This window comes from Pseudomonas taiwanensis, from assembly GCF_013393345.1.
GTDB lineage: Bacteria > Pseudomonadota > Gammaproteobacteria > Pseudomonadales > Pseudomonadaceae > Metapseudomonas > Metapseudomonas resinovorans_C.
Genome location: NZ_QJRF01000071.1, coordinates 43,292 through 61,663, shown reverse-complemented (window position 1 = coordinate 61,663; position 18,372 = coordinate 43,292). Strand labels below are relative to the sequence as shown.

Below are 18,372 nucleotides of genomic sequence, written 5' to 3'. Positions count from 1 at the left end.
TTCATTCGCTACGCGGACTGTAGGTTCGCCGACCATCTGACAGGGGCAGCTGCGCTGCCCTCAGCGAATGAATTCGCCCCCACAGGAAGCACGCTTCAAACCCGCGCTTCCACCATCACCCACCACCGCGTGCGGTAGTGCAACTGCACCGGCAGCGTGCGCGGCAGCAGCGCCAGCAGCTTGTCGGTGTCTTCCAGGCGGAACACGCCGGACAGACGCAGGTCGGCGATTGCCTCGGCGCAGGCCAGGCGGCCATGGCGATAGCGACCCACTTCCGCGAGGAAGTCGGCCAGACGCATGTCGCGGGTGACGATCAGGCCGTCCACCCACGCACCGGCTTCCATGTTCAATTGCTGGACCGGTCGAACGATTTCGTGGGTGACGTCGAAGCTCTGACCGGCTTCGATGACGTGTTTCGACAGCCCACGCGACGGGGTCAGTGCCACGCTGCCCTGCAACACGCTGAGTCGCGAAGCCGTCTTGCCCTGATGCAGCACGAAACGCGCGGCGTTGGCTTCCACTTGGGCATGGGCGGTGCGGACGCGCATCGGTGTGGACTGGATGGCGCTGCTGAGAAGGATCTCGCCCCGGCGCAGCTCGATCAGCCGCAGCCGGGAATCGAAGCGGATATCCACAGCCGAATCGGTATTCAGTTGCAGCTGGCTGCCATCGTTGAGCGCCAGGCCGCGTCGTTCACCGGTTGCGGTGGCGAGGTCGGCGGTGAGGCGCTCCCAGGGGGTGATGTCGCGGGTCAGCCACAGGGCCGCGCCGCCGACGGCAACGCCGGAGAGCAGCTTGAGTGCCTGGCGCCGGCGCAGTCCTGCGCGGGCGTTGTCCAGCACCAGGCCGGTTCCGGGCATGGCCAGGCCGAGTTCGCGGTCGAGTTGCTGAACCCGCTGCCAGGCCAATTCGTGGTCGGCGTCCTGCCCGCGCCAGTGCTCGCAGGCCTTCTGCAGTTCAGCATCGCCACTGCCATGCAGGCGCATCATCCAGTGGATGGCTTGGCGTACCACCTGTTCGCTGGGGCCGGCGGCCCGGCTCTGGGCGCTCATTCTTCGAACCGCAGCAGGTAGCAGTGGTACAGGGCATCGGCCACGTAGCGCTCCACCGAGCGCAGGGAAATGCCCATTTGCGCGGCGACTTCCTTGTGGGTCAGTCCTTCGCATTGCGCCAGCAGGAACGCCGTGCGCGCCTTGGGCTTGAGGCGATCAAGCATCAGCGCGATGCGCTCCAGCAGTTCGAGGATCAGCTCACGCTCCTCGGGGGAGGGTGCTTCGGCTTCGGGTAGCTGCGCGAGTGCTTCCAGGTAGGCGCGTTCCAGTTCCTCACGGCGCCAGTGGTCGATCACCAGCCCTCGCGCCACGGTACGCAGAAAGGCGCGCGGGGTACGCAATTCGAAGCTCTCGCCCTTGCCCAGCAGGCGCAGGAAGGTGTCCTGGGCCAGGTCCGCGGCATCGGCGGCATTGCCCAGCTTGCTGCGCAGCCAGTTCTTCAACCAGCCGTGATGCTCGCTGTACAGCACCTGGAGGGTGACATGGGGAGACGACATGAAGGGCACCGCGATATGCGATAAATGAAAATTAATCGCATTTTCATGATGCGCCTCGGCTTTTGCAACAGCGGCCGTAGGTCTTGCCTGATGCGGTCGTCGGAATACGGCACGTTTGTAGGAGCGAGCTTGCTCGCGAAGCATCGAGCGAAGCCTTTGTTCGCGAGCAGAGCTCGCTCCTACCTCTAGCGATACCAGCGCGGTGTGTACACCCAATCCTCGCCATTGCCCTTCGGCACGCGGCGGGTCAGCGACGAGCCGATGATCACCAGGGTGCGCATGTCCACCTGCTCCGGCGTCAGCTCGCCGAGGCTGGTGAGGGTGAGCTTCTCCGCCGGGCGGCCGACATCGCGGCCGAGCACTACCACCGTTTCCGGGCGGCGATGGCGAGCGACGATTTCCAGGGCGCGGCCGAGCTGCCAGGGACGGGCGCGGGAAATGGGGTTGTAGAAGGCCATGGCCAAGTCGGCAGCGGCGGCGTGGTCGAGGCGGTCCTCGATCACCTCCCAGGGCTTGAGGTTGTCCGACAGGGAGATCAGGCAGAAGTCATGGCCTAGCGGCGCACCAGCCTTGGCGGCGGTGGCCAGTGCGGCAGAAACGCCCGGAAACACCTGCAACTCGACGTGCAGCCACTCGGGATCGCGGGATTCATCCAGCGCCTCCAGCACGGCCGCGGCCATGGCGAACACGCCGGGATCACCGGACGACACCACCACCACGCGGCGACCGCTGGCGGCCAGCTCGAAGGCATGACGAGCGCGCTGAAGTTCCTCGCGATTGTCAGTGCAGTGCGCCACTTGATCAGGGCGCAGTGGACCGGCCATGCGGATGTAGGTTTCGTAGCCGAGCAGGTCTTCTGCCTCATCCAGTGCCTGGCGTGCGGCCGGCACCATGAACTCGGCGGCACCGGGGCCAAGCCCGACCACGGTGAGGCGGCCACGGGGTTGACCGATCAGGGCCGGGTCCACCAGTTCGGTCGCAAGGTGGAGACGAACGCCATGCGCCTGCTGGTGCAGGGGCGGCAGGGCGCTCTCATCGGTGATGAAGCGCAGCGGCACGCCGAGTTCGGCGGCAGCTGCGGCCAAGCCGGCGTCGACCATTCGATCACGGTCTGCCAGCAGGCAGGCCAGGGACAGCGGCGCCAGTCCAGCTTCGGTCAGGGCCTGACGTATGGCGTCGGCATTGCTCTTGCCATCGATGCGCGCGATGGCCACGCGCGGATGGATCAGCAGCTCATTTCGCTCGGCGGCGCGGGCTTCAGCGGTGATGTGGATAACGCGCTGTGCCTCATCCGCCAGGGGCAGGCGAACCTCGTTCAGCCATGGCGCGTCGCCCTGTACGCGCACGGCTTCGCCGCCCAGCAGATCGGAAACGAAGCGCTTGCCCTGCTCGATATCGGCCAGTGCGTATCCCGCTGGCGGGTCCAGCAGGCAGGTACCGAAGCGCAGCTCGCCGCTGGTGGTGATGGCCGGCGCCACGTCCAGGGCTGCGGCGATTTCCCGCGCCATGCGATTCACGCCGCCGAGGCCGCCAAGCAGCGGAACCACGGCGCTGCCATCCTCAGCCACCACCAGTACCGGAGGCTCCGCGCCCTTGCTCGCCAGTAGCGGTGCCAGGGTGCGAATGACGATACCGGCGGCGCACAGGGAAATGATCGGCGAGTCGGCCCGGTAGAGGTCACGCAGGGTTTCGCCGAATTCGGCGTAGCTGTCGTCGGCGCCTTCGACACGACCATTCAGACCGAAGATGCGCGCCTGTGGATAAAGCGCCTGGATGCGCTTGGCGACCGCTAGTCCGCCGTTACCGAGCAGGACAATGGCCGGAGCGTTGTGCTGGTCCATCAGCCTCTCCACTTCTGGCCGGGGATGACGACCATCGAGAAGTAGGGCGAGGCCATGGGGTCGACTTCATCCAGCGGCACGATGCGCTGGTTGGCCATGGTCGCGCGCTCCACGTAATGGGCGCGACTGGCGATGCCGAGGTCCTGGAGGACGCGGCGCACCTTATCGAAGTTGCGCCCGAGCTTCATCACCACGGCCGCTTCGGCGTCCGCGAGGCGAGCCTTGAGTTCGTCTTCCGGTAGCACGCCGGAAAGCACCGACAAGCTCTGGTTGCGGTACACCAGCGGCACGCCGAGCACCGCCGCGCTGCCCAGCATGGAGCAGACGCCCGGCACCACTTCGACCTCGTAGCGCTCGGCCAGGCGGTCGTGCAGGTACATGTAGGAACCGTAGAAGAAGGGATCGCCTTCGCAGATCACCGCGACATCACGACCGGCTTCCAAATGCTGGGCGACCTGTTCGGCGGCGGTGTCGTAGAAGTCGCTGATGACGGTTTCGTAGGAGAGCGGCGGCTCCAGTTTCTCGGTGGTCACCGGGTACACCAGCGGCATGCGCTGCTGGGTGTCGGTGAGGTGCTGCTCGATGATGCCGAAGGCATTGCCGCCCTGGCCCTGATTGGCCTTCGCCTTGGCCACGAAGTAGCCCACCACGGGCGCCGATTGCAGCAGGCGCAGCGCCTTGAGGGTGATCAGTTCCGGATCACCGGGGCCCACGCCGAGGCCGATCAGTCGTCCTTTACCGGTCATCACTCCACCTCCGTGGCCAGTGCATTGACCGCCGCGGCGGCCATGGCGCTACCGCCGCGACGGCCACGCACGATCACATAGGGCACGCCGCGACTGTCGGCGGCGAGCATGTCCTTGGATTCCGCCGCACCGACGAAGCCCACCGGGAAACCGAGAATCAGCGCCGGTTTCGGCGCGCCGGCATCGAGCATTTCCAACAGGTAGAACAACGCGGTGGGGGCGTTGCCGATCACCACGACGCTGCCTTCCAGATGCTCGCGCCAGTGCTCCAGCGCCACCGCAGAGCGGGTGTTGCCCAGCTCGCGGGCGAGCTCCGGTACGCCGGGATCATTGAGGGTGCAGATGACCTGGTTGTCGGCCGGCAGGCGGGTGCGGGTGATGCCCTCGGCCACCATGCGGGCATCGCAGAGAATTGGTGCACCGGCTGCGATGGCGGCGCGGCCGGCCGCTCCGGCGCCGGGGGAGAAGCGCAGGTCTTCCACCACGTCGACCATGCCGCAGGCGTGAATCACGCGCACCGCGAGCTTCTCCAGGTCGGCGGGAATGCCCGCGAGATTGGCCTCGGCGCGGATGGTGGAAAAGGAGTTGCGATAGATCTCCTGACCATCGCGGATGTACTCGATCATGAGGTGGAACTCCAGGTGTCAGGAGAGGCAGCCAGGCATTCGCCGGCCTCTTGGATGCTGATGTCACGCGACAGCAAACGGCCGAAGCCGGCACCGCCGCGCTGGTAGAGGTCGTAGCGGCCGGGCGCGGCAGCCAGCAGTGTGAAGGGCGCGACGTGAGCCGAGGCGCAGGAGCGCGGGCAGCCGCTGAGATGCACCACCGCATCAGCCGGCAGCAGGGGCGCCAGGGCCAGTGCATCGGACTTGGTATCCGCGAGGCCCTTGGCACAGCCGGCCGACCCGGTACAGGCAACCAGCCGCGCCAGGGGGGCGCGTGCATCGGTGGCGAGGCCGAGGTCCCGCATCGCGCGCAGCGCCGCTTCAGGATCGCGGACATTGGGCAGCAGCACCGATTGCCAAGGCGTCAGGCGCAGGCTGCTGTCGCCCAGGCGGTCGGCGAGATCGGCCAGCGCCTCGAGTTGCGCGGCATCCAGTCGGCCGAGGACGGGTGCGCCACCCACGTGGCGCCCCTCGCGAATGCCGAGATGAGCGAAGGGCTGCGGGGCGAAGCGGTGCCAGTCGCCCGCGGGCAGCAGGGGCACGTCCAGCCGCTGTTGCAGGCGCAGCAGCAGGTCGCCTTCCGGGTACACGGCGAGCAGGTGGCGCATGCGCGTCTGCTCGGGCGTGGCCAGTTCGAGGAACAGGTCCAGTACGGCTTCGACCAACGCCGGGACCTGTTCGCGCGGCACGGCGGCCAGGGCCGCGACGTCATCCTTGGATTGCGGCGGACAGCCCCCCAGGCCGAAGGCGAATGGCGCGTGCTCGCCGGAACCCATCGCCGAGAGCCAGAGATCGTGGGGATGTTCCAGCATCGCCATCGACTCGCCGCCATCCAGCAGCAGGGCGAACTTCGGCGACAGGGCGTGGAAGTGCGACTTGTCCTGCAGCAGCGCGAGAATCTGATCGGCCAGGGGTGAGATATCCACAAGAGCAGACGGGTCGAGCCCGGCGAGCGGGCTGACCATCAGGTTGCGCACATCGTCAGCGCCTGCGGAACTGGCACCCAGGCGAGCGGCCAGCAAGGCGTCGATCAGCGCCTGTTCGGCGCCGGCCTTCACACCGCGAATCTGCAGGTTGGCGCGATTGGTGGCTTCGATCACACCGCCGGCATGCTGGCTGGCGGCCGTGGCGACGGCGCGGGCCTGACCCGCACTCAGTCGGCCGCAGGGCAGTTTGATCCGGCAGATGCCGCCGTCCTTCGCCTGGACGATGCGCAGCAACCCCGGGCATGCCGAGGGACGGACGGATGGCACTGTGGGCTGGGCGTGTTTCACTCAGGTCACCATGGTTGGCGTCGCGGCGACCCGGTTCCCTGATTCAGGGACAACGTTGCATCGATACACCCCGCTCGATGCGTACACACGCGACTGGTTTCACCGGCAGGTCTCCTGGCTGGCAGGTCGTCATCCACTGCGGCCTTCCCGGGTTTCCCCAGTGACCTCGATTGCATGGACTCGCTGCTTACAGTTGCGGGGGCAGCCACGGTTTGTCCGTGTTCCCTTTAAGCCGGAGCGACTGTGCGCCGCGCCGGCAACCGATGAAGAGCGCTATTATGCCCGCTTTGCCCGGACCTATGAAAAGGCTGCCTGTCGGGAGCGGAATGTCTGTGGCGTTTTTCGGAATCGAGGACAGCGAATGCAGCCCTGGCTGACAGTGGTGGGGATAGGTGAAGACGGCTACGCAGGCCTGGGCAAGGCTGCGCGCCGTGCCTTGCTGGGAGCCGTTGAGGTGGTCGGCGGACCGCGCCAGCTCGACCTGCTGCCGCGTTGCATCAGCGCCCGCCGCAGTCCCTGGCCAAGCCCCTTTTCCTTGGCGCCCGTGTTGGAGAAGCGCGGCACGCCGGTCTGCGTCCTTGCCAGCGGCGACCCCATGCTGTTCGGCGTCGGTGCCAGTCTGGCGCGACAGGTCGCGGCGGAAGAAATGCAGGTGATTCCTGCGCCGTCGTCATACTCCCTGGCAGCTGCTCGCCTGGGGTGGCCATTGCAGGACGTGACCTTGCTCTCGGTCGTCGCTCGTCCCCTGGCGGCGCTCAATGCCCATCTGCATCAGGGGGCGCGCCTGCTGGTGCTGAGCAACGATGGCCGTAGCCCGGCAGCCATTGCCAGCCTGTTGGTCGAGGCGGGCTATGGCCCCAGCCGCCTGGTGGTCCTGGAGCATCTTGGTGGTGAACGGGAGCGTCGCCTCGATGGCATCGCCAGCGACTGGTCCCTCGATGAGGTTGCCGCGCTCAACCTGGTCGCCATCGAGGTCCAACCTGACCAAGACACTCGCTCGCTGCCACTGACCACCGGTTTACCGGACGACGCTTATCGCCATGACGGACAGCTCACCAAGCGGGACGTCCGGGCCATCACCCTGGCGCGCCTGGCGCCGCGCCCCGGCCAAATGCTCTGGGATGTGGGCGCCGGTTGCGGTTCCATCGGCATCGAATGGATGCGCGCGCACCCGAGCTGCCGGGCGATTGCCATCGAAGCCAACGAAGGCCGTCAGGCGCATATCCGTCACAACCGCGACGCCCTCGGCGTACCCGGCCTGCAACTGGTGGCGGGTCAGGCTCCGCTGGCGCTGGATGGACTGCCCATTCCGGATGCCATCTTCATCGGCGGTGGCGTCACCGAACCCGGCGTGCTGGAGACCTGCTGGAACCAGCTCAAGCCTGGCGGCCGTCTGATTGCCAATGCCGTGACCCTGCAAAGCGAAGCCATGCTGGTGGCCTTCCGCGAGACTCACGGCGGTGAGCTCACGCGCATCGCCATTGCCCAGGCGCAGCCGCTGGGTGGCTTCGATACCTGGCGCTCGGCGCTGCCGATCACGCTGCTCGACGTGGTGAAGCCTTGAGTGCCTCCCCTCGTACGATGAAGCGCATCCTGCTGCTGGGCGGCATCACCGAGGCGCTGGCGCTGGCACGACGTCTAGGCCCCGAGCATGTCTACAGCCTCGCTGGCCTTGGCAAGGTGCCGGACGACCTCGACTGTCAGGTGCGCGTCGGCGGTTTTGGCGGCGCGGAAGGGTTGGCTCGTTTCATCGAGGAAGAGGGCATCGGCCTGCTGGTCGACGCGACCCATCCCTATGCCGCGCAGATCAGCCATAACGCCGCGACAGCTGCCGAGCTGGCCAGTGTTGCCTGCTGGGCGCTACGCCGTCCCGGCTGGCAGGCGGGCACGGGTGATGACTGGCGCAACGTCCCCGACTGGGCCGAACTGATCGAAGCCCTGCAGGGTTTTCGCCGCCCCTTTTTCACCCTCGGCCGCGAGCCGCTGGAACACCTGCACGAGATTCCGCCGCAGCAGCACTGGACCGTGCGCTGCCTGCAAGGGCAACCCGCCGGCGAACGCTTCGAGGTGATCGGCGCGCGTGGACCGTTCAGCCTCGAAGGCGAGCGCGAGTTGTTCGCGCGGCTGCAAAGCGATGTGCTGATCAGCAAGAACAGCGGCAGCCAGTCCACCGAACCCAAGTTGCAGGTGGCCCGCGAGCTCGGGCTGCCGGTACTGATCCTCAAACGCCCGGACCTGCCCACCGTGGCCCGGGAGTTCGATTCCGTCGAAGGCCTTTGGCAGGCCCTCGCTACCTACCTGGAAACACCATGACTGCAACACCCTACGCCCGCGTGCTGTTCGCCGGGCCGGACCTTGTCGAAGGTTCCTTTGCTGAACTGTTTCGCCGCCAGCTAGTGGCCCTGCGCGGTGAGTCGGCACTGGCCGATATCGTCGACACCGCTTCCGGTCACGACGCCCTGTGGCAGGTAGCGCAGGAAAGTCCGCGCTCGCTGCTGGTGATCGATCTCGAAGTGCAATCCTCGGCCCAGCACTTGGATTGGCTGCGCAGCGAGCTGGCTGCTCTGGCGGCGCCCGAACACGTCTTCGTCGCCAGCCTGCTCGGCCAGTTCGACAGCGATCCGGCTGGCGCTGCCTGTGCGCTGATCGAGCGCCGTGAGCTGCATCTGGATTGCGTGAATGTGCCGGCGCTACCGGAGAGTCATTCCTGGTCCTGCATCCCGCCCCACGCCCGGCGCCTGCTGCTGTGCAATGGTCCGCGCTGCACCCGTCGGGGTGCATTGCCGCTGTGGAAAAAGCTACGCGAAACCCTCAAGGCTGCCGGCAAGCTGGAGTGCGAAGGTGGCGTGCACATCACCCGCACTCAGTGCCAGTTCCCCTGCGACGAGGGCCCCTCCGCCAGCTTGTACCCGGAAGGGGAGTGGTACCGCATTCGGGATGAAGAAGAGGTGCTGCGTTGGGTGCAGGAGCGGATCGTGGAAGAGCGGCAAGTGCCGGAGATGTTGATGAAGGCGTGACCGGGGCGACTTCGTAGGATGGGTGGAGTGAAACGATACCCATCGACTCACAGCTCGGAAATCACCCGGTACTCCGCCCCCAACTCTGCCGCCAGCTTCTTCGCCCGCCCCAGTCGAATCGGCCCGCTTTCAATATCCACCAGCAACGTCGGGCAACCCGGTGGTTGCAATGACGACCAGTCCTTCATTCGCCCATCGGTGAGCACCAGCAAACGCTGTTCCTCGGCCGGCTTCTGCCGCTGCCGGCGCGCCAGCCAGTGGGCGGATTGCTGCAGCGCTTCGATGACGGGCGTACCACCGCCGGCGCCGAGTTCGGCGAGCCAGTAATGCAGGGAGGGAGAGGCTTTCTGGCCCTGCCAGAGCCATTGGGGTTGGCAGCCGGTGGCGTGGAGCACCGCGAGGCGAGCACGTTGGCGGTAGGCGGCTTCGAAGACACCGGCCAGCAATCCCTTGGCCTGGGCCAGGGCGCCGTGGCGGCGGGTGGAGGCGGAGGCATCCACCACCACCAGCCAGAGCTGGTCAGGACGCTGGCTGCGCGGCGCGCGCACCAGGTCGGCGGCCTTGCGCGGGCGGCCACGCAGGAGCGTGGGCAGCCACTGGATGGCGCCATCGGTACCCGCACGGCGAGCGCCACTACGACCGTTGCCGAGAGTGCCGGGTCTGGGCCGGGCACCCGCCCCTGTGACCGTGCGTGGGCGGATGCTCAGGGCTTTTTTGGCCAGCGCGGCAGGTCGCGCCGCTCTCCCATGGGGACTGCCTGGGCAGGCAGTTCGCCCCACTGGCCTTCGCCAGCGGATGGCTCGGATTGCGAGCCGGCGGGCGGCGATTGCGGTGGCTGCGCGGCGGTCGGCGGAATGTGGGTACGACGGTGGGCGAGGGCGAAGTGCTCGACGGCATCGATGTCTACTGCATCGATCTGAGCAGCGCCGCGCCAGGCGGCATGGGCACGCGCGGCGCGCAGCCAGACCAGGTCGGCGCGCAGGCCGTCGACGCCAGCGGCGAAGCAGCGCCGGGCGATTTCGTCGAGGGCGGTGTCGTCCAACGGAATGCCGGGCACGCGTGCGCGGGCATCCTGACAGCGCTGGGCCAGGGCCTGTTGCTCGCCACTCCAGCGGGCGATGAAGGCTTGCGGATCGGCATCGAAGGCCAGACGACGACGGACGATCTCGGCGCGTTCGGCCGGCTGCGGCTGGCCGTTCTGCAGCACCTTGAGGCCGAAGCGGTCCAGCAGTTGTGGGCGCAGTTCACCTTCCTCGGGGTTCATGGTGCCGATCAGTACGAAACGCGCCGGGTGGCGATGGGAGATGCCGTCACGCTCCACCTGGTTCACGCCGCTGGCGGCCACATCCAGCAGCAGGTCCACCAGGTGGTCGGGCAGCAGGTTTACTTCATCCACATAGAGCACGCCGCCGTGGGCCTTCGCCAGCACACCGGGGGAGAAGCGCGCGCGGCCTTCGCCGAGGGCGGCGTCCAGGTCCAGGGTGCCGACGATGCGCTCTTCGCTGGCACCCAGGGGTAGGGTGACGAAGTCGGCGTCCGGCAGCAGGTCGGCGATGCCCCGGGCCAGGGTGGACTTGGCCATGCCACGCGGGCCTTCGATCAGCACACCGCCAATGGCGGGGTCGATGGCGGCCAGGTAAAGCGCCAGCTTCAGTTCGTCGGAACCGACGACGGCGCTCAAGGGGAAGTGGGGGATCTCGGTCATGGCTGTGTCCTGCGGTGCCTGGCGGGCATGGTAGCGAAAGCCTGGGGCAGCCGATAGAAATCAGTGATTGAACGGCACGCGGCGATGCAGTAGGTTAGCCAGCATTCGCTTTGGAGATTGTCATGCCGCAACTCGCTTCCACTTCGCTCATCGCTCGCCCGGCCAAGGCCCAGGCGCGTGTGCGTGTGGCCGCTGCGGTCAGCTATTTCTATGGGTATTGGTTTAGCCACGGGCTGGCCTGATACCCAATCAGGCGGCCCACTCCAGCAGGGTCGCCACCGAAGCTCCACGAAACCCCCGGTCGGCAACCCGACCGGGGGTTTTTATTTTCCGGCCCACAAGGCCAAACACATGAAATTCGAGGATCGCACCATGATCAGCTATCGCACCTACCAGACCTATTACCGCAACTCCGACTGGCGATTTAGCCGTTCCAGCACCGCTCAGACACCTTTGAATCGAACACCCAGATAGCGCCGCGCGCGGATCGAGCCGCGCCGGCTGAGGATGCCAGTCATGAATTCGTCCGTTTCCGTTCTGCCCACTGCCGTACAGCCGCTCCACGCCATTGCGCTGGAAGCCGCCCTTTCTCCATCGCGCAGCACCCAGCCGCTGCCCACCCCCGCCGAATTGCGCCAGCGCCTGCCGCTGACCCATGAGCTCGCCCGCCAGATCCGCGCCCAGCGCGAGGCCGTGCGAGCCGTGCTGGATGGCGAGGATTCGCGCCTGCTGGTGGTGGTCGGTCCCTGTTCCATCCACGATCCGGAATCCGCCCTCGACTACGCCCGGCGTCTCGCCGCCCTGGCGCCTGAAGTCAGTGACCAGCTGCTGCTGGTGATGCGCGCCTACGTCGAGAAGCCGCGCACCACCGTGGGCTGGAAGGGCCTGGTCTACGATCCGCATCTGGACGGCAGTGGCGACATGGTGGAAGGGTTGGCGCTAAGCCGTCGGCTGATGCTGGAAATGGCCGAGCTGGGCCTGCCGGTCGCGACCGAGCTGCTGCAACCGCTGGTAGCCGGCTACCTGGACGATCTGCTGAGCTGGGCTGCCATCGGTGCGCGCACCAGCGAGTCGCAGATCCACCGCGAGATGGTCAGCGGCCTGGACCTGCCGGTGGGCTTCAAGAACGGAACCGACGGCAGCCTCGGCATCGCCACCGACGCCATGCGCTCGGCCGCCCATGCCCACCAGCATTTCGGCATCAATGACGAAGGGCGTCCGTCGCTGGTGCAGACCGCCGGCAATGCGGATACCCACCTGGTACTGCGCGGCGGCCACAAGGGCCCCAACCATGACGCGGCCAGCGTGCAGGCGGCTCGCGAGGGACTTGAGAAGCTCGGTATCGCGCCGCGCATCCTGGTCGATTGCAGTCATGCCAACAGTGGCAAGGACCCGCTGCGCCAGCCGGCAGTACTGGAAGACGTGATCGACCAGCGTCTGGCCGGACAGAACGCCCTGCGCGGGGTGATGATCGAGAGCCACCTGTTCGATGGTGCGCAGTCGCTGTCCTGCGATTTGCGCTACGGGGTTTCGATCACCGATGGCTGCCTGGGCTGGAAGGGTACCGAGGCCATCCTCCGCGAAGCGGCGGCCCGTTTGCGGTCATAACCTCACGACAATCTCGCTCAAGCTGGGGGGGCTCAGTGGCCCGCCAGCTTTCGACTTGAACTACCCAGCGGTCGCGCCCGTCCACTGGCTGACAAGGGAGAGGAAGAGCGAGACCACCCATGTTCCGTTTCCTGCGGCTGGACAACGTGAGTTGGCGCACCATCGTCGTTCGCACGTTGAAAGAGTTCATGAGTGACGAACTCCCGACCTATGCATCGGCGCTGGCGTTCCAGGCATTCTTCTCGTTGTTTCCCTTCCTGCTGCTGCTCATCGCGCTGATCGGCTTCCTTCATTTGCCGGAGTTCTTCGAGTGGCTGCAGATCCAGGCATCGCTGGTGCTGCCCGCAGATGCCATGGCTATGGTGCAACCCGTCATCGAACTGCTGCAGACGCAGAAACCGGGGCTCTTTTCCGTGGGGGTGGTGGTGGCGCTCTGGTCATCCTCCTCGGCCATCCGATTCAGCATGGACGCGATGAACCGCGCGTACTTCGTCGAGGAATCGCGTCCGGCATGGAAGCGCATTCCACTCTCGCTGCTTTACACCATTGGGGTTGCGATTTTCCTCCTGACGGCCGCGGCGTTGATGGTGACGGGCCCACAGGTGATCAACTGGCTGGCCGGGCAGTTGGGCATCGAGGCGGTGATGGTCGTGCTCTGGGAGTGGCTGCGCATTCCCGTCGCGGTACTGCTGCTGATGATGGTGGTGGCCGCGCTGTACTACCTGCTGCCGGATGTGAAACAGGAGTTCCGTTTCATTACGCCGGGATCGGTGCTGTCCGTGCTGGTGTGGCTGCTGGCCTCGCTGGGTTTCAGCTATTACGCGAAGAACTACGCCACCTACAACGCCATGTACGGCAGCATCGGCGCGATCATCATCCTGCTGCTTTATCTCTACATCTCATCGGCGGTGCTGTTGCTGGGCGCCGAGCTCAATGCAGTGATCGAACACATGTCGCGGGAGGGCAAGGAGCCCGGCGAGCGCAACCCGGACGAGGAACACGCGCCCCAGTAGGTTGGGTAGAGGAACGAAACCCAACAGGCGGAGTGCCAGTCTGCACGTGGGCTCCGGGCCTCAGCCTTCCTCGCTGTCCAGCAGCAGGTTTTCGATGGCTTCGCGGTAGTCGCCGGGGTTTTCCCAGAGTCCGCGCTGCTGCGCTTCCACCAGGCGTTCGGCGATGTCGCGCAGGGCTTCGGGGTTGTGCTGGCGGATGAATTCGCGGGTGTCGTCGTCCAGCAGGTAGGCATCGGCCAGTAGCTGGTATTGGTGGTCGTCCACCAGTTCGCTGGTGGCGTCGAAGGCGAAGAGGTAGTCCACCGTCGCCGCCAGCTCGAAGGCGCCCTTGTAGCCGTGGCGCTTCATGCCCGCGATCCACTTCGGGTTGGCCGCGCGGGAGCGGACCACGCGGGCGAGTTCTTCCTTGAGGGAGCGGATGCGTGGCAGATCCGGCTGGCTGTGGTCGCCGTGGTAGCTGGCGACTTTCTCGCCGCGCAGGGTTTCGGCGGCGGCAAGCATGCCGCCCTGGAACTGGTAGTAGTCGTTGGAATCGAGGATGTCGTGCTCGCGGTTGTCCTGGTTCTGCAGCACGGCTTGCAGGCGTTGCAGCCGTTGGGCGAAGCGTTCTCGCGCCGGCGTGCCGGCATCCTGGGCGCCGTAGGCGTAGCCACCCCAGTTGAGGTAGACCTCGGCCAGTTCGGCACGGTCCTGCCACTGGCGCTCTTCGATGGCGCCCTGCACGCCTGCGCCGTAGGCGCCGGGTTGGGCACCGAACACTCGCCAGCCGGCTTGCAGGCGGGCGATTTCGGAACTGATGCCTTCGGCAGCGAGACGCGTGGTTTCCTGCTTCACGCGGGCGGCGAGGGGGTTCATATCCTCAGGCTCGTCCAGGTCGGCCACTGCCTGCACTGCGGCGTCGAACAGGCGAATAAGGTTGGCGAAGGCATCACGGAAGAAGCCCGACACCCGCAGCGTCACATCCACCCGTGGGCGGTCGAGGAGGGACAGCGGCAGGATTTCAAAGTCTTCCACGCGCTGGCTGCCGGCCTGCCAAACCGGGCGCACGCCCATCAATGCCAGGGCCTGGGCGATGTCGTCGCCGCCGGTGCGCATGGTGGCGGTGCCCCAGACGGAAATGCCGAGCTGGCGCAGGTAGTCACCGTGGTCCTGCAGGTGGCGTTCCAGCAGCAGGTTGGCGGACTGGAAGCCCAGGCGCCAAGCCGTGGGCGTGGGCAGGTTGCGTACGTCCACGGTGAAGAAGTTACGTCCCGTGGGCAGCACGTCGAGACGTCCGCGACTGGGTGCGCCGCTGGGGCCGGGCGGGACGAAACGGCCTTCCAGGGCGGACAGCACACCGCCGATCTCGGCACTGCCGCAGGCATCCAGGCTGGGGGCGATCACTGCGCGCAGGTTGTGGATAACCACATCGCTGGCGGGGCCGATGGAGCCGAAGTCGCGGGTCTCGATCAGGCCTAGCGCCAGCATTTCCATGCGTTCTCGGGTGTCGCCGTTGCTGCGCCAGGGGTCATCGCTGACGGCCTCAAGCACCGCCGGGCGCGGGCCATCCCAGGGCTCTGCGAAGTTGAGGTCGAGCGGGTCGCGGCCCAGTTGCAGGTCGCTGGCCAGGGCGCGCAGCAGGCTGGCGTTGGCGCCCTTGCCGTCGCCGCGCGGAATCCGCACCAGGGACAGCAAGGTATCGTTCCGCAGGCGTCCGCTCGGGGATTCGCCGAATACATGGAGGCCGTCGCGGATCTGCGATTCCTTGAGGTCGCAGAGGTAGGCATCCAGTTGCGGCAGCCAGCTTTCCGGGTCGTCGTTGATGACCAGGTTCAGCTCGCGATCCAGGGCGGTGGCCTTCACCAACTCGAGGATTTCCCCACGCAACTGCACGGCGCGACGCGGGTCCAGCAGGGAGGCGTCGTAGTACTCGTCGGCCAGCCGCTCCAGGTCGCGCAGGGGGCCGTAGTTCTCGGCGCGGGTCAGCGGCGGCATCAGGTGGTCGATGATCACCGCCTGCGCGCGGCGCTTGGCCTGCGCACCTTCGCCGGGGTCGTTGACGATGAAGGGGTAGATGTTCGGCAGCGGGCCCATTACGGCATCCGGCCAGCATTCGGCGGACAGGCCGACGCCCTTGCCCGGCAGCCATTCCAGGTTGCCGTGCTTGCCGACGTGGATCAGGGCATCGGCGGCGAACACCTCGCGCAACCAGAAGTAGAAGGCGAGATAGCCATGGGGCGGTACGAGGTCGGCGTCGTGGTAGATGGCTGCTGGGTCGAGCTGGTAACCGCGCGCTGGTTGGATGCCGACGAAGGCGAGGCCGAAACGCAGTCCGGCGACCATCATGCGGCCGCTGCGGAACATCGGGTCCTGCTGCGGCTCACCCCAGCGTTCGCGCACGGCACGCTGGTTGGCTTCGGGCAGCCGGGCGAAGCAGTCGAGGTAGTCGGCGAGGGCCAGGCTCTGGGCGCAGGGGCGCGCATCGAGGCTGTCCAGGTCATTGCTGACCCCACCCAGCAGGCAGTGGATAAGGGCGGTGCCGCTCTCCGGCAGTCCGGCGAGCGGATAGCCTTCGGCCTCCAGTGCGCGAAGGATGTTCAGCGCGGCGGCGGGGGTATCCAGCCCGACACCGTTGCCGATGCGGCCATCGCGAGTGGGGTAGTTGGCGAGGATCAGCGCGACACGCTTGTCGGCATTGGCCTTGCGCGAAAGTGTGCACCAGCGTTGTCCCAGTTCGGCGACGAAGTCCATGCGCTCGCCGTGCGGCAGGTAGCAGACCACGTCGCTCTGACTGCGCTCGCTGCGCCAGGCCATGCCCTTGAAGCTGATCGGCCGGGTGATGATGCGGCCGTCCAGTTCCGGCAAGGCGATGTGCATGGCCAGGTCGCGTGGGCCGAGGCCTTGCGGGTTGTCGCGCCAGAGCGATTCGTTGTCCAGCGAGCAGATGGCCTGCAGCACCGGGATATCGCGGCGGAAGGGGCGCAGGCTGGGGGCGTCGGGGTTGGACTGGGCGAATCCCGTGGTGTTGATGATTAGCCCGGCACTTGCGGCGTCCAGCCAGTTTTCCACAGCCTCCAGGCACTCGGCTTCCTTGAGGCTGGCGACGGCGATGGGCAGGGGATTCAGGCCCTGGCTAGCCAGACGCTCACAGAAGGCGTCGATGAAGGCGGTATTCGCAGCCTGCAAGTGGGTGCGGTAGAAGAGCAGGGCGGCCACGGGCTGGTCGGCTTGCCACTCGGCCTGCCAATCCGCCAATTGCGCGGGGCGAATGCGAGGGTGGTAGAGGGCAACGCGTGGGAGAACCCTTGGTTCAGTCCAGGGGTAATCCCGCCCCAGCCAACGGGTGGCCACGCAACTGAAGAGCTGCCGAGCATTGTCGAGGCCGCCTTGGCGCAGGTACTGCCAGAGGCGTTCGGCATCTTCCGTCGGGACGTTGCACAGGCCGGCCAGTTCCGGATCGGGACGGTCGTCGCCGGGCACCAGGATCAGCTTCGCACCGCGCTCGGCCAATGCCACCAGCTGCTCGATGCCGTAGCGCCAGTAACCCACACCGCCATGCACCGAGATGAGGATGACCCTGGCGTGCTGCAGCACCTCGTCGACGTAGAGGTCCACCGAGGCGTGATTCTGCAGCTGCATGGGGTTGGCCAGGCGCAGGCTCGGGTAGTCCTCGGGCAATTCGCGGGCGGCTTCGGCCAGTAGCGCCAGATGCGAATCGCCGCTGCAGAGGATCACCAGTTCGGCGGGCGTCTGGGCCAGGTGGGCGATGCCGTCGTCGGGGACGAAGCCGCCGGGCTGGGTGCGTAGGAGGTGCATGGCCTTTACTGCTGTCCGTGCCTCATGCGAGTGCCGTACGCAGTTCGTTGACGATCACTGCCTGGTCCAGCTCCTGACCGATCACCACCAGGCGGGTGCCACGCGGCTCGTCGGTCAGCCATTTGCGGTCGAAGTGCTTGTCGAAGCGCTTGCCGACGCCCTGGACCAGCAGGCGCATGGGTTTGCCGGGGATGGCGGCGAAGCCCTTGATACGCAGGACGGCATGGCGCTCAACAAGCTGGCCGAGGGCGGCGATCAGCGCGGCTTCTTCGACTTCCGGAAGGTCGACATGGAAGGAGTCGAACTCGTCGTGGTCGTGGTCTTCATGACCTTCGTGATCGTGGTGAGTGGCGCGGCTGTCGATGTGCAATTCGGCCTCGGCGTTCAGGCCCAGCAGGACATCGAGCGGGATTTTGCCGGAGCTGGCTTCGACGATCTTCACGGCCGGCGGCAGTTCCTCGGCCACTTCGGCGCGCACGGCGGCGAGGGCTTCGGCGTCGAGCAGGTCGGCCTTGTTCAGCACCACCAGGTCGGCGCTGGCGAGCTGGTCTTCGAACAGCTCGTGCAGCGGGGATTCATGGTCGAGGTTCGGGTCTTGCTTGCGCTGTTCGTCCACCTGCTCGGGGTGCGCGGCGAAGGTGCCGGCGGCCACGGCCGGACTGTCGACCACGGTGATCACCGCGTCGACGGTGCAGGCATTGCGGATTTCCGGCCACTGGAAGGCCTGCACCAGGGGCTTGGGCAGGGCGAGGCCGGAGGTTTCGATGAGGATCTGGTCAAGGTCACCACGACGCGCCACCAGCTCACGCATCACCGGGAAGAATTCTTCCTGCACGGTGCAGCAGAGGCAGCCGTTGGCCAACTCGAAGACGCGGCCCACGGCCTCTTCCTCGGTGCACCCGATGGAGCACTGCTTGAGGATTTCGCCGTCGATGCCCAGCTCGCCGAACTCGTTGACGATCACCGCGATACGGCGACCTTCCGCGTTGTCCAGCATGTGGCGCAGGAGGGTGGTCTTACCGGCGCCGAGAAAGCCGGTAACGATGGTGACGGGGAGCTTGGCCAGGGTTTTCATGCGCGCCTCTGCGTGGTCGGTCGGCGGGCATGACGAACGCAGCGGGACTCGCCCCGCGCAACGGATTCGCCACCGGATCACCCC

The 18,372-nt window shown here is 66.7% G+C and carries 15 protein-coding genes and 1 riboswitch; of the genes, 5 read left to right on the top strand and 10 right to left on the bottom strand.

Annotated elements, in window-relative coordinates; genetic code table 11:
- Nucleotides 1–95 precede the first annotated feature (95 nt).
- The 6 genes from DM872_RS24610 to cobG form a co-directional block, all read right to left on the bottom strand.
- On the bottom strand, nucleotides 96–1,052 hold the full coding sequence (locus tag DM872_RS24610) for a FecR domain-containing protein (RefSeq protein ID WP_179061882.1): 957 nt from the start codon (nucleotides 1,050–1,052) through the stop codon (nucleotides 96–98).
- Nucleotides 1,049–1,549: a sigma-70 family RNA polymerase sigma factor gene (locus DM872_RS24605; protein WP_179061881.1), complete on the bottom strand. Its 501-nt coding sequence runs from the start codon at nucleotides 1,547–1,549 to the stop codon at nucleotides 1,049–1,051. Before DM872_RS24605 ends, DM872_RS24610 begins: the two co-directional genes overlap by 4 nt.
- A gap of 185 nt (nucleotides 1,550–1,734) precedes the next feature.
- Complete coding sequence (gene cobJ, locus DM872_RS24600) at nucleotides 1,735–3,390, bottom strand: precorrin-3B C(17)-methyltransferase (RefSeq protein WP_179061880.1); 1,656 nt, start codon at nucleotides 3,388–3,390, stop codon at nucleotides 1,735–1,737.
- Entirely contained in the window at nucleotides 3,390–4,136 is a 747-nt protein-coding gene (locus tag DM872_RS24595) for a precorrin-2 C(20)-methyltransferase (RefSeq protein ID WP_179061879.1), read from the bottom strand. The genes cobJ and DM872_RS24595 overlap by 1 nt, the downstream gene beginning before the upstream one ends.
- Entirely contained in the window at nucleotides 4,136–4,762 is a 627-nt protein-coding gene (locus tag DM872_RS24590) for a precorrin-8X methylmutase (RefSeq protein WP_179061878.1), read from the bottom strand. Before DM872_RS24590 ends, DM872_RS24595 begins: the two co-directional genes overlap by 1 nt.
- Complete coding sequence (cobG, locus tag DM872_RS24585; protein ID WP_179061877.1) at nucleotides 4,759–6,075, bottom strand: precorrin-3B synthase; 1,317 nt, start codon at nucleotides 6,073–6,075, stop codon at nucleotides 4,759–4,761. Before cobG ends, DM872_RS24590 begins: the two co-directional genes overlap by 4 nt.
- An 87-nt stretch (nucleotides 6,076–6,162) precedes the next feature.
- Nucleotides 6,163–6,355, bottom strand: a riboswitch (cobalamin riboswitch).
- 81 nt (nucleotides 6,356–6,436) lie between these two features.
- On the opposite strand from cobG, the gene cbiE reads away from it, so the two are divergent.
- From cbiE to DM872_RS24570, 3 genes are read left to right on the top strand one after another with little or no spacing between them, the layout of a single operon-like run.
- A complete protein-coding gene (gene cbiE / locus DM872_RS24580) occupies nucleotides 6,437–7,639 on the top strand; it encodes a precorrin-6y C5,15-methyltransferase (decarboxylating) subunit CbiE (protein ID WP_179061876.1) in 1,203 nt (400 codons plus the stop codon).
- Nucleotides 7,640–7,656: 17 nt separating this feature from the next.
- The gene (locus DM872_RS24575) at nucleotides 7,657–8,388 is read left to right on the top strand and encodes a cobalt-precorrin-6A reductase (RefSeq protein WP_179061898.1); all 732 of its coding nucleotides are present in this window, start codon (nucleotides 7,657–7,659) and stop codon (nucleotides 8,386–8,388) included.
- Nucleotides 8,385–9,092 carry a (2Fe-2S) ferredoxin domain-containing protein gene (locus DM872_RS24570; protein WP_179061875.1) on the top strand — a complete coding sequence of 236 codons (708 nt, stop codon included), beginning with the start codon at nucleotides 8,385–8,387 and terminating at the stop codon, nucleotides 9,090–9,092. The genes DM872_RS24575 and DM872_RS24570 overlap by 4 nt, the downstream gene beginning before the upstream one ends.
- 47 nt (nucleotides 9,093–9,139) lie before the next feature.
- On the opposite strand, the gene DM872_RS24565 is transcribed toward DM872_RS24570, so the two are convergent.
- Together DM872_RS24565 and DM872_RS24560 are read right to left on the bottom strand one after the other, a co-directional pair.
- Nucleotides 9,140–9,814 carry a vWA domain-containing protein gene (locus tag DM872_RS24565; RefSeq protein WP_179061897.1) on the bottom strand — a complete coding sequence of 225 codons (675 nt, stop codon included), beginning with the start codon at nucleotides 9,812–9,814 and terminating at the stop codon, nucleotides 9,140–9,142.
- Complete coding sequence (locus DM872_RS24560) at nucleotides 9,796–10,797, bottom strand: ATP-binding protein (protein ID WP_179061874.1); 1,002 nt, start codon at nucleotides 10,795–10,797, stop codon at nucleotides 9,796–9,798. Before DM872_RS24560 ends, DM872_RS24565 begins: the two co-directional genes overlap by 19 nt.
- A gap of 516 nt (nucleotides 10,798–11,313) precedes the next feature.
- On the opposite strand from DM872_RS24560, the gene DM872_RS24555 reads away from it, so the two are divergent.
- Nucleotides 11,314–12,405: a 3-deoxy-7-phosphoheptulonate synthase gene (locus DM872_RS24555; RefSeq protein WP_179061873.1), complete on the top strand. Its 1,092-nt coding sequence runs from the start codon at nucleotides 11,314–11,316 to the stop codon at nucleotides 12,403–12,405.
- A 119-nt stretch (nucleotides 12,406–12,524) separates the two neighbouring features.
- Nucleotides 12,525–13,418 carry a YihY/virulence factor BrkB family protein gene (locus DM872_RS24550; protein WP_179061872.1) on the top strand — a complete coding sequence of 298 codons (894 nt, stop codon included), beginning with the start codon at nucleotides 12,525–12,527 and terminating at the stop codon, nucleotides 13,416–13,418.
- Nucleotides 13,419–13,478: 60 nt separating this feature from the next.
- Here DM872_RS24550 and cobN read toward each other — a convergent pair whose 3' ends face one another.
- Nucleotides 13,479–17,213, bottom strand: coding sequence for a cobaltochelatase subunit CobN (gene cobN / locus DM872_RS24545; protein ID WP_179061871.1), 3,735 nt, complete (start codon nucleotides 17,211–17,213; stop codon nucleotides 13,479–13,481).
- A 22-nt stretch (nucleotides 17,214–17,235) separates the two neighbouring features.
- Nucleotides 17,236–18,288, bottom strand: coding sequence for a cobalamin biosynthesis protein CobW (gene cobW, locus DM872_RS24540; protein ID WP_179061870.1), 1,053 nt, complete (start codon nucleotides 18,286–18,288; stop codon nucleotides 17,236–17,238).
- Nucleotides 18,289–18,372 lie beyond the last annotated feature (84 nt).

Bases quoted from the DNA above. Each gene is read 5' to 3' on its own strand.
- DM872_RS24560 (WP_179061874.1), bottom strand. From the start codon at position 10,797: ATGACCGAGATCCCCCACTTCCCCTTGAGCGCCGTCGTCGGTTCCGAC.
- cobN (WP_179061871.1), bottom strand. From the start codon at position 17,213: ATGCACCTCCTACGCACCCAGCCCGGCGGCTTCGTCCCCGACGACGGC.
- cbiE (WP_179061876.1), top strand. From the start codon at position 6,437: ATGCAGCCCTGGCTGACAGTGGTGGGGATAGGTGAAGACGGCTACGCA.
- DM872_RS24590 (WP_179061878.1), bottom strand. From the start codon at position 4,762: ATGATCGAGTACATCCGCGATGGTCAGGAGATCTATCGCAACTCCTTT.
- DM872_RS24570 (WP_179061875.1), top strand. From the start codon at position 8,385: ATGACTGCAACACCCTACGCCCGCGTGCTGTTCGCCGGGCCGGACCTT.
- cobW (WP_179061870.1), bottom strand. From the start codon at position 18,288: ATGAAAACCCTGGCCAAGCTCCCCGTCACCATCGTTACCGGCTTTCTC.
- DM872_RS24595 (WP_179061879.1), bottom strand. From the start codon at position 4,136: ATGACCGGTAAAGGACGACTGATCGGCCTCGGCGTGGGCCCCGGTGAT.
- DM872_RS24555 (WP_179061873.1), top strand. From the start codon at position 11,314: ATGAATTCGTCCGTTTCCGTTCTGCCCACTGCCGTACAGCCGCTCCAC.
- DM872_RS24550 (WP_179061872.1), top strand. From the start codon at position 12,525: ATGTTCCGTTTCCTGCGGCTGGACAACGTGAGTTGGCGCACCATCGTC.
- cobJ (WP_179061880.1), bottom strand. From the start codon at position 3,390: ATGGACCAGCACAACGCTCCGGCCATTGTCCTGCTCGGTAACGGCGGA.
- DM872_RS24610 (WP_179061882.1), bottom strand. From the start codon at position 1,052: ATGAGCGCCCAGAGCCGGGCCGCCGGCCCCAGCGAACAGGTGGTACGC.
- DM872_RS24605 (WP_179061881.1), bottom strand. From the start codon at position 1,549: ATGTCGTCTCCCCATGTCACCCTCCAGGTGCTGTACAGCGAGCATCAC.
- DM872_RS24575 (WP_179061898.1), top strand. From the start codon at position 7,657: ATGAAGCGCATCCTGCTGCTGGGCGGCATCACCGAGGCGCTGGCGCTG.